At 31.8% G+C, this 13,717-nt stretch carries 19 protein-coding genes; all 19 read right to left on the bottom strand.

The genetic code is table 11. The features are described 5' to 3' along the window. Window positions 1-88 precede the first annotated feature (88 nt). On the bottom strand, window positions 89-517 hold the full coding sequence (locus PF022_RS07505; RefSeq protein ID WP_271023384.1) for a hypothetical protein: 429 nt from the start codon (window positions 515-517) through the stop codon (window positions 89-91). Between the two features lie 71 nt (window positions 518-588). Next, window positions 589-918, bottom strand: a complete 330-nt coding sequence (locus PF022_RS07500; RefSeq protein WP_271023382.1) for a hypothetical protein — start codon at window positions 916-918, stop codon at window positions 589-591. A gap of 137 nt (window positions 919-1,055) precedes the next feature. Further along, window positions 1,056-1,622 (bottom strand): thiamine phosphate synthase, encoded by a 567-nt coding sequence (locus PF022_RS07495; protein ID WP_271021873.1) that lies wholly within the window; start codon window positions 1,620-1,622, stop codon window positions 1,056-1,058. Then, window positions 1,606-2,286: a F0F1 ATP synthase subunit A gene (locus PF022_RS07490; RefSeq protein WP_271021872.1), complete on the bottom strand. Its 681-nt coding sequence runs from the start codon at window positions 2,284-2,286 to the stop codon at window positions 1,606-1,608. Before PF022_RS07490 ends, PF022_RS07495 begins: the two co-directional genes overlap by 17 nt. Before the next feature lie 109 nt (window positions 2,287-2,395). Continuing rightward, a complete protein-coding gene (locus tag PF022_RS07485) occupies window positions 2,396-2,851 on the bottom strand; it encodes an RDD family protein (RefSeq protein ID WP_271023381.1) in 456 nt (151 codons plus the stop codon). Continuing rightward, on the bottom strand, window positions 2,851-3,459 hold the full coding sequence (gene pyrE, locus PF022_RS07480; RefSeq protein WP_271021870.1) for an orotate phosphoribosyltransferase: 609 nt from the start codon (window positions 3,457-3,459) through the stop codon (window positions 2,851-2,853). The genes PF022_RS07485 and pyrE overlap by 1 nt, the downstream gene beginning before the upstream one ends. Window positions 3,460-3,468: 9 nt before the next feature. Beyond that, window positions 3,469-4,029, bottom strand: a complete 561-nt coding sequence (gene frr, locus PF022_RS07475; protein WP_271021869.1) for a ribosome recycling factor — start codon at window positions 4,027-4,029, stop codon at window positions 3,469-3,471. A 9-nt stretch (window positions 4,030-4,038) separates the two neighbouring features. Next, window positions 4,039-4,401, bottom strand: a complete 363-nt coding sequence (gene secG, locus PF022_RS07470) for a preprotein translocase subunit SecG (RefSeq protein WP_271023380.1) — start codon at window positions 4,399-4,401, stop codon at window positions 4,039-4,041. A 65-nt stretch (window positions 4,402-4,466) separates the two neighbouring features. Further along, window positions 4,467-4,982, bottom strand: a complete 516-nt coding sequence (locus PF022_RS07465; protein ID WP_271023379.1) for a hypothetical protein — start codon at window positions 4,980-4,982, stop codon at window positions 4,467-4,469. An 8-nt stretch (window positions 4,983-4,990) separates the two neighbouring features. Next, window positions 4,991-5,983, bottom strand: coding sequence for a protein-methionine-sulfoxide reductase catalytic subunit MsrP (gene msrP / locus PF022_RS07460; RefSeq protein ID WP_271023377.1), 993 nt, complete (start codon window positions 5,981-5,983; stop codon window positions 4,991-4,993). Between the two features lie 70 nt (window positions 5,984-6,053). Then, window positions 6,054-6,779, bottom strand: a complete 726-nt coding sequence (gene pssA / locus PF022_RS07455; protein WP_271021865.1) for a CDP-diacylglycerol--serine O-phosphatidyltransferase — start codon at window positions 6,777-6,779, stop codon at window positions 6,054-6,056. After that, on the bottom strand, window positions 6,769-7,380 hold the full coding sequence (locus tag PF022_RS07450) for a phosphatidylserine decarboxylase (protein ID WP_271021864.1): 612 nt from the start codon (window positions 7,378-7,380) through the stop codon (window positions 6,769-6,771). The genes pssA and PF022_RS07450 overlap by 11 nt, the downstream gene beginning before the upstream one ends. Before the next feature lie 9 nt (window positions 7,381-7,389). Further along, a complete protein-coding gene (gene ftsH, locus PF022_RS07445) occupies window positions 7,390-9,318 on the bottom strand; it encodes an ATP-dependent zinc metalloprotease FtsH (protein WP_271023375.1) in 1,929 nt (642 codons plus the stop codon). A gap of 9 nt (window positions 9,319-9,327) precedes the next feature. After that, entirely contained in the window at window positions 9,328-10,164 is an 837-nt protein-coding gene (prmA, locus tag PF022_RS07440; RefSeq protein ID WP_271021862.1) for a 50S ribosomal protein L11 methyltransferase, read from the bottom strand. 2 nt (window positions 10,165-10,166) lie between these two features. After that, window positions 10,167-10,541: a chemotaxis response regulator CheY gene (locus tag PF022_RS07435; RefSeq protein ID WP_271021861.1), complete on the bottom strand. Its 375-nt coding sequence runs from the start codon at window positions 10,539-10,541 to the stop codon at window positions 10,167-10,169. A 118-nt stretch (window positions 10,542-10,659) separates the two neighbouring features. Then, window positions 10,660-11,370 carry a 1-(5-phosphoribosyl)-5-[(5-phosphoribosylamino)methylideneamino]imidazole-4-carboxamide isomerase gene (gene hisA, locus PF022_RS07430; RefSeq protein ID WP_271021860.1) on the bottom strand — a complete coding sequence of 237 codons (711 nt, stop codon included), beginning with the start codon at window positions 11,368-11,370 and terminating at the stop codon, window positions 10,660-10,662. 2 nt (window positions 11,371-11,372) lie between these two features. Beyond that, window positions 11,373-11,978 (bottom strand): imidazole glycerol phosphate synthase subunit HisH, encoded by a 606-nt coding sequence (gene hisH, locus PF022_RS07425; RefSeq protein WP_271021859.1) that lies wholly within the window; start codon window positions 11,976-11,978, stop codon window positions 11,373-11,375. Next, window positions 11,978-12,886, bottom strand: a complete 909-nt coding sequence (locus PF022_RS07420; protein WP_271021858.1) for a PDC sensor domain-containing protein — start codon at window positions 12,884-12,886, stop codon at window positions 11,978-11,980. Before PF022_RS07420 ends, hisH begins: the two co-directional genes overlap by 1 nt. Before the next feature lie 9 nt (window positions 12,887-12,895). After that, window positions 12,896-13,705, bottom strand: a complete 810-nt coding sequence (locus tag PF022_RS07415; protein ID WP_271021857.1) for a 3'-5' exonuclease — start codon at window positions 13,703-13,705, stop codon at window positions 12,896-12,898. Window positions 13,706-13,717: the final 12 nt, after the last annotated feature.

Below are 13,717 nucleotides of genomic sequence, written 5' to 3'. Positions count from 1 at the left end.
TTATTGAAAGCTCATAAAGAAAAATCAACAAAAAAGGAATGAAAGTATAACGAAAGAAGCTTAAGGGAGGTTGAAATAGTATTTAAACTTATTTATACCCAAATATCCATCTAAAATACCAAAGATAATACCACCATTTTTTGGATTTTGGCATCGGAACACAAGTTCTTTTTTGCTCACTTAAAAACTTCCAAGTAAAATTATTTAGAAATAATTTAGAGTATCCATAGTCTAAACCATATGTCCTAAGCTCTAATTTTTTCCTAAGATCAATAGGGGTGCAATGCGTCAAATCCCTATCCAAAGAATGATCAGAACCACTTTCCAACACTCTCTTAACCACTCTATACTTATTTGGAAGATAAAGTTGCTTACTTCCATGTGCTTTTTGCGCCTTGATAAATCTAAAATCCTCTGCTCCATAGTGGCCAGCAAACTCTTCATCATAACCAAAAAAACGCATAAATCTAGCTCGACTTAGAAAAAACAAATTAGAATGACTTGTTTCTTCCTTCATACTTTATCTTGTATATATTTCTTCCACAAGGCTTATGATACGCCATGTAGTGCATAGTATTTTCTAATACTTTATGATCCAACTATATTATCACTCTTTGCATATACTACACCCAGATTTCTAGCACCAGATTGATTCCATGGGATATCTTCATTTATTCTTATCCAATGCAAATTTAGATCAAATTGCGGAATCTCGTAAGAAACAGGAGAACCATCATCAATAACTATAAATAAAACAACATCTAAAATATCTTTATTATATTTTTCATAATCCCTTAAAAGAGAAATCACCGAATCTATATTATCTATATTGCAATAAAAATGAGTTATATATGTTAGTCTAATGTGTGAATATCCAACAAATTTGTGGGGGGGGGGGGGCGAAATCAGTGTTTGCAATATCGCTTTCCATTTTAGTTCCTTACAAAATGTGCAATTTAGAAAATGAATTATACACATAATTATGAAAATATCAAATCAAGGTAATAGCACAAAGTAATATTACGTAAGTTATAGTTAGTATGAATTTTTAGTTATTATGATAAAAAATATCTAATTGAAGCAAAGCCAAAAAGCGGAATATGTGAAATTTTCTTAATTTGTTCAATAGAAGTTATACCACCTAATGCTATAATATTAATACTTGCATTACTTATTGTAAGCTCTTCTAATGCTCTAACTCCTAATGGCTCTCCTTTATTTGGAGAGTGAAAAATTGGGCTAATTGTAACTGCATCTGCGCCTTGCAAACTAGAATCCATAATATCCCTTTCATTATGTCCACTAAAAAATACCATTAGCTTCTTGTCTTTTGCTGGTTTTATCAAATTTATTTGATATGAATTACAATGCAATCCATCAAAGCCAAACTCTAAAGCCAACTTGTAATTACTATTAATAAATGATTTTATCTTATATCGTAAATTAAGTTCTAAAAAAGATTCAAGAAGATGCGGATTATACACATTACTCTTATCCCTAAAACAAGCAAAATCCACTTTATGAGAATCTAATATAGAGTGGTAAAAGGAGCAAAACTCCTTTTTGTCTTTTGGGTATAAATTACAATCTGTTATTAGATATGATTTAATGCCCTTCCTCACTTGCTAATGTAGCACCGGCTAAGAATACATAAGTAAGAATCATAAAAATAAATGCTTGTAAAAATGCCATAAAAGTAAGGATTAAAAATGCAGGTAATGGAGCAACCCAAGGAGCCAACATCAACATAACAAGTAAAAACATATCATCACCCTTGATATTACCAAACAAACGAAATGATAATGATACAACCCTAGAGCAATGAGAAATAATCTCTATTGGGAACATCAATGGTGCAAGTGCTTTTACGGGACCTGCAAAATGTGCTAAATACTTCACAATACCAAAGGTCCTAATCCCCTCAAAATTATAATAAACAAACACGACTAAAGCCAAAGTAAGTGTGAAGCTAAGACTTGATGAAGGAGATTCAAAGCCAGGTATTATACCAATAGCATTAGCCAAAAATACAAAAAAAGCTAAAGTGGCAGTCAAAGGAAGATAATGCTTTGCCTTCTCCTCTCCAATAACATCTTTAGCCATGAAAATTACACCACTTAAAAATGCTTCAAAAACATTTTGTATAGTTCCCGGAATTACTTGCATCTTTGCAGTGGCAAATCTAGCTAATATAAATGCAATAATAGCAACCAACACAACATGAAATGCAATGATAAAATCATGGTCATGACTTATAAGTCCAGCAAATGTAAAAATAGAATTCATAAAACACCCTTTTATACTATAAAGCAGTATCTACATAAATTTCAGATTATGCCAAAAACTTTTTTAATATACAATTAACAAAATATAACAATAAACAATTAAACTAAAATTATACCTTTTTACACACTTTTGTCTGCAATATCAAATCATGCAAAGTTTTCTTATCTTTCCTAAATAAGGGCATAAAAATACCAAATATCAAAAAACCAGAAACCAAAAATAAAAAGAATCTAGTCATTGCAAATAAAAAAGTAATTTTCTTATTATCATCTCTTTTTACAATGATTTCATAAGCTTTTTTACCTGGTGTTTGCCCACCAAATGACATAAAAATACTAACTACAATCCCATATAAAATAACACCGAACAAAGGCGCTAAAACAGAATCTCTAAAAGCCTCTGCACTGCCCATAATAACATAAGTAATAAAATACAAAATAGGCATATAAATCATAAAAGTATCTACAACTTGGGCTTTGAATCTATCAAAAAATGTAGCCAAGTTATCATTATTATCATGTGTAATGATTTTTTTGGATATTTTCTTTACATGCCTAAATCGCATTAATTACCACGACTTCCCGGCTTTATTGCTACACTCCCTCCTTTGCACAAAGGACAATCATCGACCTCATAGGTATCAAATACAAAGTTACCCAATGCAAATAGTGGAATATTTGGATTTAGCTTACAAGAATCTTGTTGTGGATTGTTGTCATTATATATAGAACATATCCCACGATTAGCTAATGCTGCATAAGCCATAACTTCAGCACCATATTTTCTTACTTCATTGCCACATTCTACAGCCGATCCACCTGTAGTTATTATATCTTCGCACACAAGAATCTTCTCACCTTTTCTAACACTAAACCCACGCCTTAGCTCCATTTTACCATTTACTCTTTCTGTGAATATAAACCTTACATTCAATGACCTAGCAAGCTCATATCCAACCAATAAACCGCCAAGAGCAGGGGAGCATACACTATCTATTCTAATTCCAGAATCCAATATCAACTTAGATAACTCCTTGATTACAATCTCTGATTTTTGAGGATATTCCATTATTCTAGCAGATTGCAGATAATACGGAGAATGTTTGCCACTACTTAGTAAAAAATGTCCCTCCAAGAGAGCCTTAGAATCTATATAAACCTGCTTTATATCCATTGGCTATCCTTAGATTTTTAATAATTCTTCTTCTTTGTGTTTTACTGATTCATCAATTTTTTTTGTAGCATTATCAGTAAATTTCTGTATTTCATCTTGAGCTTTTTTAGATTCATCTTCTGTTATTAATTTATCTTTTTCTAATTTTTTGATTTTGTCATTAGAATCTTTTCTAATATTTCTTATAGAAATTTTTGCTTTCTCACCTATATTTTTTGCTTCTTTTGCACTTTCTTTTCTCTGCTCACTAGTCATTGGAGGGAAGAATAGTTTAATAGCCTCTCCATCGTTGTTTGGATTTACTCCAATATTTGCTTCTTGTATTGCTCTTTCTATATCTTTTAGCAAAGTTTTTTCCCATGGGGTAATAACAATAGTGCTTGCATCTTGTGCTATAACAGACGATACTTGATTTAGTGGTGTTGGAGTATCATAATAGCTAACCAAAATATGATCAAGTATAGAAACTGATACTTTACCACTACGCAATGTCCCAAAATCACGCTTCATAGCCTCTATACTCTTATCCATTGCTTCTTTAGTGTGATTATAAATATCTTGTAATTCCATAATATTCCCTTATTTTGTTGTATTAGTATCTTCTTTAGTATCCGGTATTTTAGGAGATTGTGGGACACTTACTGCACTAGAATTATTATCTATATTTTGTGGAACACTAACTGGAATTTGAATATTATCTGTGATTGATTTTTTAGAATCTTGCATATATATGTATCCTAAAGCTATAGTATTCATAACAAATAAAAATCCCATAAAAAATGTTAGTTTAGCCAAAAAACCAGCCGGACCTCTAGCACCAAACATTCCATCATTGCTACCACTATAGCTACTAAATCCCATATTGGCACTCTTTTGCAATAACACTACAAGCGTAATTACAATTGCTAAAATAAATTGTAACACCAATAAAATATCTCCCATTATCATCACCTTAATTCAAAAATAAACCAAAGATTCTATCAAAACATAATTAAGAATAAAATAAATTATTTAACGCTCTTATAGAGCTTAAATACTCCAAGACAAGTCAATACACAAAGTGAAATTGCATAGTTTATCGTTATTAATTTCTGTATAAAAAATATATGCAAAATAGCAAAAAATAATGCTCCATAAATACAATAATAAACAAACCTAAAAACACCAAACAACGATGCACAACATGCAAAAAATAAAAAACTTGCAATGCCAAAATATAAGTAATATTTACTTTTTAAATCTTGAAATATTAAATCAAAATCAAAGTTAAAATCAATTATTAAAAAGATTCCAATGTGAATGATAGCAAAGATAAATCCAAGCAATCCACAAAATCTCTTAAGCTTATTACAAATTACAAAAGATAATGACAAACATAAAACGCTAATCCAACCACTATAAAAGTATAAACTAGCTACAGGATCTGAAAAATCGCCTATTTTATAAGATTCAACTGCTAAGACCAATTCCCATGAAACATATAAAATTGCAATTAATGCTATATATTCTATTACTCTTTTCAAATAAATTCCTAGTATAGCTTTGTTCTATCAAGCCCAGCATATAAATGCTCGACATCTTTTGCATATCCATTTAGATATAGCGTAGGAATTCTACCTCTTTGTCCTATTACTCTCTCACTGCTTTGCGACCATCGTGGGTGAGACACCTCCGGATCTACATTGCCATAAAATCCATATTCCTTTGGATTCTCCGCCTCCCATGTAGAAATTGGTTGCTCTTCTAAAAATTCAATTTTATTTATTGATTTGATCATTTTATAGCCATACTTCCAAGGCACAACCAATCTTATAGGAGCACCATTTTGCGGCAACAACCTCTTTTTATACATGCCAACTGCCAGTAGTGTTAATGGGTGCATCGCTTCATCAAGTCTCAAGCACTCTTTATATGGGAAATCTAAAAAACTAGCATTTCTACCAATGTTTAAACCAAAGAATCCACCTTGCATAGGAAATTGCTCTGGATCATATAAAGTTGTAAATTGTATATATTTTGCCTTTTTTGTTGGCTCTACCATCTTAATAAGCTCTCTTAACTCAAAGCCAATCCATGGCACAACCATGCTCCAAGCCTCAACGCATCGGAATCTATAAACCCTCTCTACCAAATTTACTTTTGATATTAAGTTTTCAAGCTCTATTTTCATTGGGTTTTTAATTTCGCCCTCAATGCTTATCTCCCAAGGACTAACCTTTAAAGAACCGCCTTTCTTTTTAGGATCTGATTTTGAGTATCCAAATTCATAGAAATTATTATAGCTAGTTGCTAGCTCTTCGCTTGTTAAATGTAAAACCTCACCATTAAGCTTTAACATCTCATCTTTTGACATACTTTTATATTTAAGTTCTCTAGCAATATCGGCAAGCAAAGAATCTACACTCAATACTCCCACTATTCCGCCAACACCAAGTTTCAAAAATCTTCTTCTTTCATTAAACAGATACTCTGGAGTTACACTTTTATAATCAATACTATTTGCTTGTTTAAATTTAAATTCCATATTACACCCTTTAAAAACAATAATATAAAGTATATTATGGAAAAATTAACAAAACAAAAACAAAAAAATATTACTTAATTGTTTTTTTAAAGAAAATATAATAACCTGCCCTTAAAGGTCCAAAAAATACATAAGCAGTAATTAAAGAAACAACAGTATAAATCGGATAAATAAACAACACCGCTAAAAACATCATCAAAAACACTATGATTTTACCAAAGCTAATGTTGTAAAAGTTAATCTTTTTAAAACTTGGATACCTTATATTGCTAACCATAAGCAATCCTATTAAAAGCACACATATCATAAGAATAAATAAGAATTCTTTGGAATACTCCGGATATAATTTTGCAAATACCATCTCACACATTAACCAACTAACTATAAACACAGCAGCAGCAGGTATTGGCAACCCTATAAAAACATTTGGCTCACTATTTCCTGTGCTAACATTAAATCTTGCAAGTCTAATAGCACCAAATACAACATATAAACCAGAAATTGCGATTCCTAACTTACCATAAGAAAAACCAATATAAAAAAACAAAATCATAGCCGGTGCAACACCAAATGCAATAATATCAGCCAATGAATCAAACTCTACACCAAACTTACTCGTAGTGCCAGTAAGCCTTGCAACTCTTCCATCTAATCCATCAAAAATTAGACTAATCAATACAAGCCAACAAGCAAGTTCGAATCTACCCAAAAACGCATAAGATACGCTAAGGATTCCAAGATATATACTAGCTCCAGTAAATAAATTTGGCAGTATATAGAGTGGATTAATTTTCATTGTTTAAACTTCCAATAGAGCTAATACCTGCATATAACATATCTCCAACTGATACTTTTAAGTTTATATTGGAAATTGTTATAAAAACTTTACCATCAAGCAAAAATCCAACTCTATTTGCTATTCTACAAATAGAATCATCACCATAAAAATTAACTTGAGAAAATATCCTAGGATATATTATTAATTTCATAAAATCTGTATCATTTTCATGTTTAAAGTCAATATATATTCTCTCTCCAGTAATACTATCAGCATTACAAAGTCCATGAATCTTTTTTGCTTTTTTTACATACCCTCTAAAAGGCATTCTAATTAACCCACAAAAGCAAATTGGCTTTGATACAACTAAAGTAATTTTATTTTCTTCTTGTATTATGTCTTTTATTTTTCCATCAACTGGGGATACTATATTGTCCTTAGAATCATCATTGCATACCCGCTCTGGATTCCTATAAAAATAAACTCCAACACAAGCAACAATAATACTGATAATAGCTAGACTATTAAGTGATAGCAAACTAAAAAGCACATAGGCAATTAAGCTAACTATTATAAACTTAAAACCATCTTGTGTCACCATTTGCAATCTAGTATCCATTCTTATTCCTTATGCTTCTTCTTGTTTTTCACTTTTAACTAGCTTTGTAGGTAAATTATTTTTCTCTTCATAGTTTGCGATTATCTCTCTTACCTTATCGCCATCTATATTTTCTTTTTCAAATAATTCCTTAACTATATCCTCAATAGCTTCCCTATATGTCTCAAGAGATGATTTAACCGCTTCAAATCTCTCATTTAGAATATCTCTTATATAAGAATCCATCTTTTGAGCCATCTCTTCGCTATACTCTCTAGAGCTACCTAAACCACCATTTAAAAACACATTTCTTTGTTTTTCTAGCACCATAAGCCCAGCAACATCAGTCATTCCATAATAACTAACCATAGCTTTAATTATATCAGTTGCTCTCTCTAAATCATTACTAGCACCAGTTGAAATCTCTCCTAAAAACACAGCCTCTGCAGCCCTGCCTCCAAGCAACACATCAACTTCAGCTAAAAGCTCATGCTTTTGCATTAAATATTTATTTTCTTCAGGGGTATTTAGCGTATACCCAAGTGCAGCTAAACCTCTAGGGATTATTGATACTTTGGTTACTTTTTTTGCACCTTTTGTAATCTCGGCAATTAACGCATGACCACTCTCATGGTATGCAACTATTTTCTTTTCTTTTGGTGAGATTCTCCTTGATTTTTTTTCTAAACCTGCAATACCCCTCTCAACTGCCTCTAAGAAATCACTCTGTTCGACCTCTTTTTTAGCATTTCTACCTGCAAGTAGTGCAGCTTCATTAACTATATTAGCTAAATCAGCACCAGCAAGTCCAGCAGTTAATTTTGATACTTCAAACAAATCAACATTTTTTGCTAACTTAATATTTTTTATATGAACCTTTAATATTTCGATTCTTCCTTCAAAGTCTGGCTTATCAACCAACACTTGTCTATCAAATCTACCAGGTCTAAGCAACGCTGGATCAAGCACTTCTGGTCTATTTGTAGCAGCAAGAACAATAACAGGAGATAAATCAGAATTAAACCCATCCATTTCTGCTAAAAGCTGATTTAAAGTTTGTTCTCTTTCATCATTCCCACTAATCATTCCACCTGCAGCTCTACTCTTACCGATTGCATCAATCTCATCTATAAAAATTATGCTAGGTGCTTCTTTTTTTGCATTTTCAAACAAATCTCTAACTCTACTTGCACCAACACCTACAAACATCTCAATAAAACTACTTCCACTAACAGAAAAGAATGGAACATTTGCCTCACCTGCAACAGCCTTTGCTAGCAATGTCTTACCAGTTCCCGGAGGACCAACTAATAAAACACCCTTTGGAATCTTAGCGCCAAGTGCAGCATATCTATCTGGATTCTTTAAAAAATCTACAATTTCCACAACCTCATCTTTAGCCTCAACATTACCAGCCATGTCATCAAACTTTACATTAGGCTTTTCAGCATTTACTAACTTTTTTGAACTACCAATGCCCAAAATTCCATTTCCCATATTCTTTTGCATTCTTGATGCCAAAAACATCCAAATCGCAAAGAAAATAAATATAGGCAACACCCAGCCAAATAGCATATCACTAAGCCAATTACTCTCGCTATAACCTGTATATTCCACTCCCTTTTCATCTAGTAGCGGTATTAGCGTATTATCTGGATTCACTCTTTGTGTAACATATATAGTCTTTGTGCCATTTGTATTTGAAGTAGCCTTCAACACACTTTGACCAATAGCTACAAAATCCACTTCTTTATTTTCTATTAATTTTTTTAATTCATAATAATTGATATTTTTTGTAGAACTTGCCCCACTAAGTCTATTTGAAGCATCTCCGACTGGAGAAATAAACTTAAACACAACAATAGCGATGATTGCAAAAATGGCAAATACTAAAAGTGGATTCTGATTAAAAAAATTATTTTGTTTTTTGTCATTGTTCTCGTTATTCTGTTTTTGCATTTAAATTCCTTAATTAAGTTGTAGTATTATTGTAGCCCATTCATCATTAATTTCACAAGAGAGTTTTTTAAAATTATCAAATCTATCTAAAACCTTTTGTATATATTGTTCCAGTATCCCAGATAGTATCAATATGCCACCCTTTTTTATATACTTTTCAAATGGTATTGTTACTATTATATCTGCTAATATGTTTGCAACAATGACATCAAACTTAACATTATTGCAACTCATAGTTGTTAAAGTGCCTTCCCATACATTATCTATTTGTAGGTTATTCTTAGAAGCATTATCCTTAGTAGATTCTACTGCTATACTATCAGTATCGCAACTCCAAACATTAGCACCTGCTTTCTTAGCTGCAATAGATAAAATACCGCTACCACAACCAACATCAACAAGATTCTTGCCTACTAAATCAATACTACTTAACGCAATCAAGCAACCATAGGTGCTACCATGATGACCACTACCAAATGCTAAAGCTGGATCAACTATTATATCTATAATCTCATCATTGTTTAAGCTATCATGCCATGATGGTCTTATATAGAACCTACCACATAGCACCGGTTGAACCGAATTTTTATAGTTGCAAATCCAATCTTTATTTTCTTCTTGTGTTATCTTGGTCTTTAGGGTAATTGTTTCGCCAAAAGTTTGTTGTAGATATTGTAGAAATTCCCTTAGATTCTGCTCTATTTTTTCGACATCTTGTGTGGTTCGTACAATAAAGCCACCCTCAACCTCTTCTATTGCCTCTCCAGTCAATTCCATGGCTTTATCTATAAAGAGCCATAAAAACTTATCTGCTTCTATAGCTAGGCAATTATAAAGAGAATCCATAATTAGTCATTAACGCCAAGAACAACTTCCAACTTTTCTTTTAGGACTTGAGGAGTAAATGGTTTAACGATATAGTTATTAACACCTGCCTTAAGAGCTGTTATAACTTCTGTCTTTCCACCTTCTGTTGTAACCATAATTATTGGTATATCTTTGAATCTATCATCAGCTCTAACTTTTTTTACCAAGTCCAAGCCATTCATTTCTGGCATATTCCAGTCAGTGATGAGAACTTTAACATCAGGATTTGAATCCATCTTCTCCCAACCTTCAACGCCATTCTCTCCCTCTAGAATATCTTCATAACCAAGTCTAGCCAATGTATTTTTTATAATCCTTCTCATAGTTGAACTATCATCAACAACAACCATTTTCAAGGTAGGCTCCTTATAAAATAAACTTAATAATTTTTAAGATAATAAAGTTTGACATGATATCATAAATATCCATGTCTTACAATAAAATTACAAATTTTTATGATAAACACACAAATTACTAATCTAAATATTTACAAAATAGCATTTTTAAATCTAATTTATTCTCATAAAATGCTTTACCCACAATTACACCATCTACATGTGATTTATATAACTCATCAACATCACTTTGAGATGACAAACCACCACTGGCAATGGTAAATTTTCCACTATTTTTCGCTATTTCTTTTGTGAATTCTACATTGACACCATTTAACATACCATCTCTTGCAATATCAGTACATATTATTGCTTCTATATTGCTATCTTTAAATTCTTTAGCAAAACTAACTGCCAAGATATCTTCTTGTTTGTCCCACCCTTGTGTAGCTACATAACCATCTTTAGCATCTATACCTATTATTATTTTATATTTATCAGCCATTTCCTTTGCAAACTGCGGATTACTTAATGCAATAGACCCTAAAATAACCCTATGCACCCCAAGTTCTAAGTATTTACAAATAGTCTCTTCATTACGAATCCCACCACCTACTTGAATCTTTAGCCTTGTGTCTTTTGCTATTTGTGCTATTACTTCTAGATTCTTTGGGCTTCCATGTATTGCACCATCTAAATCCACAATATGCAAATAACTAGCACCCATGTCCATAAACGACAATGCTAACTCAACCGGATTTGTGCTATATATTTTTACACTATCCATTTTGCCTTGACTTAGCCTTACTGCGTTTTTATCTTTTAAATCTATTGCTGGAATTATTTGCATATCTATCTCAACTTAATAAAATTTTGCAGGATTTTAATGCCTACATCATGTGATTTTTCAGGGTGTGGCTGAATCCCAAATATATTATCTTTATTTACAATGCTAGAAAATTTCACGCCATATTCTGTAACACAAAGTGCATGCTTTAAATCTCTAACACAATAGCTATGTGTAAAATATAAATACTCCCTATCATTAAGCCCATCTAGCAAGGCACTATCCCTAACTTTACTCACTAGATTCCAACCTGCATGAGGTATTTTTATCTCGTTACTGCTTTTTGGTATTTGCGTTATTTCTCCTTCTATCAGTCCAAGCCCAAGATTCTCACCAAACTCACAACTCTTTTCAAACAAAATTTGCATTCCAAGACAAATACCAAGCAAATACTTTCCACTCTTTGTATATTCTAGTATAGATTCAAACATACCAGAATCTCTTAAATGCTCCATTGCATCTCCAAATGCACCAACCCCAGGAAGAAGAAGCTTATCGTATTCTTTTAACTTACTTGGATTAGATTCGATTATTGCATCTACTCCGGCTTTTTTTAATGCATTTTGCACACTTGCTAAATTTCCAACATTATAATTTACAATACCAAACATCAATCATCTCTCTTTAAATTTGTAGCAAACCTCATATATAATGAAAGTCCAACTAAAAGCAATGTTACTCCGCCTATTAAATATACAGCATAGATTAACTTTTCAGGCTCAATAATAGTAAATTTAAACACCAACATCAAAGCCTCAATAGCCAAAGCAATAACAATAGAACCCAAGAATCTTATCATTGTCTTATGAACCATTTTGGAATCTTGAGACTTTTGCCTACCTAAGACTTCCTCTTCAAATATAGCTCTAACCAAATCAAAAATAGCCAATGATAGCGTGATTAAAATAGTCGCCTCAAAAACATCTTGTATATCAAAAAACATAAAATTATCAACAGAATCCAATATACTAAAACTACCTCGAACTAACAATAGCAAACTAACAAAAAACAACGCAACTGATACTACAAAATAGATAAATTTTCTAAACCCAACAAAAAAGCCAAAAAGTGGCATCGGCTTAACAAGCAAAGCAGTCTTATCAAGCGGAATATCCATACATACAACATATACTAATTCACCTTTGTTGTTATATAGTGGATACGATATTGTTACTACCAAGTTTCCACTAGCACTTGATGGATACGGATCTGTTAGAATTGACTGCTTCTCTTTTATGGAGCGATGAAAATATGATCTGTCATTATGGTTTTGCCCCTTTTTATAGTCTATGCTACTATCAGGCGAAATAGCATCAAAAACAAGATTCCCACTAGAATCTAGCACATACAAAAGCTCAAAAATTTTCACTTCAGAGCTTACCTTATGAAGTCCTTCTATTATTTTATTTAGTTCTATATGTGGAAGATTATTTGCTATATTTTTTTGTAGCAAAAAACACAAATAAGCACGAATCTCATGTCTCATTTCGCTAAATTGAACTATTTCTCTTGAAAGCATATATTTCCCTTAATTAAGCTGTGCAGAAATTTTATCAAAAAAGATTCTATAATATGCTTTATCTTTTGGTAATAACTTTCGCCAAGAATCTAATATCTCTCTATAATCATCTAAAGATAAATTCCCCTGCAATAGCTCATAATTTAAATACACACCATAAGTATTCAAAACATCGCTTTGACAATATTCGTCAATTTTGTCTAAATTGTCATCATAATACAAATCCAACACCATATCACCACTTACATCATATTTGCCGGGAAAATCAAGTAAGTTTGCTACCACATCGAGCTTCAAACCCCTAGCAAAAGAATAATTACTCAAAACATCAAACAAATCTGTATGAAATCTCTCGCTATATCTCTGTCTATAATTGTCCCATTTATTTTTATTATATTTTTGATTTTCTATCTCAAAATAAGATTCAGCTTGTATTTTATATTTCATAGCTCTAAGTAGCAATACAGGAATATCAAAATTTCTACCATTAAAACTTACTAACTTTGGCTGATGATTATTTAGATAATCAAAAAATGCCTTAATTAAAGATTCTTCTCTATTTTCATCAATAGCACTAAAGCTTCCTACTTTTTTAAAATTACCATAATCATCGCAAAATACAGCAGAAATCGAAACTATCTTATGATATGGCAATGGCAAAAACTCGCTTCCACTAATTTCTTTTTGAATCTGCATTGCATTTTTGCTTATTTCATAATCGCTTGTAAATTCAATATTCCTACTCTTAAACTCTTCTTTCAAACACGACTTAATAAGCAAGACATCAGGGATCGTCTCACAATCAAACACCATAACCACAATAAAACCTTT

It is taken from the genome of Helicobacter sp. WB40 (assembly GCF_027859275.1).
Classification (GTDB): domain Bacteria; phylum Campylobacterota; class Campylobacteria; order Campylobacterales; family Helicobacteraceae; genus Helicobacter_D; species Helicobacter_D ibis.
This window is presented reverse-complemented; position numbering and strand designations above follow the sequence as displayed.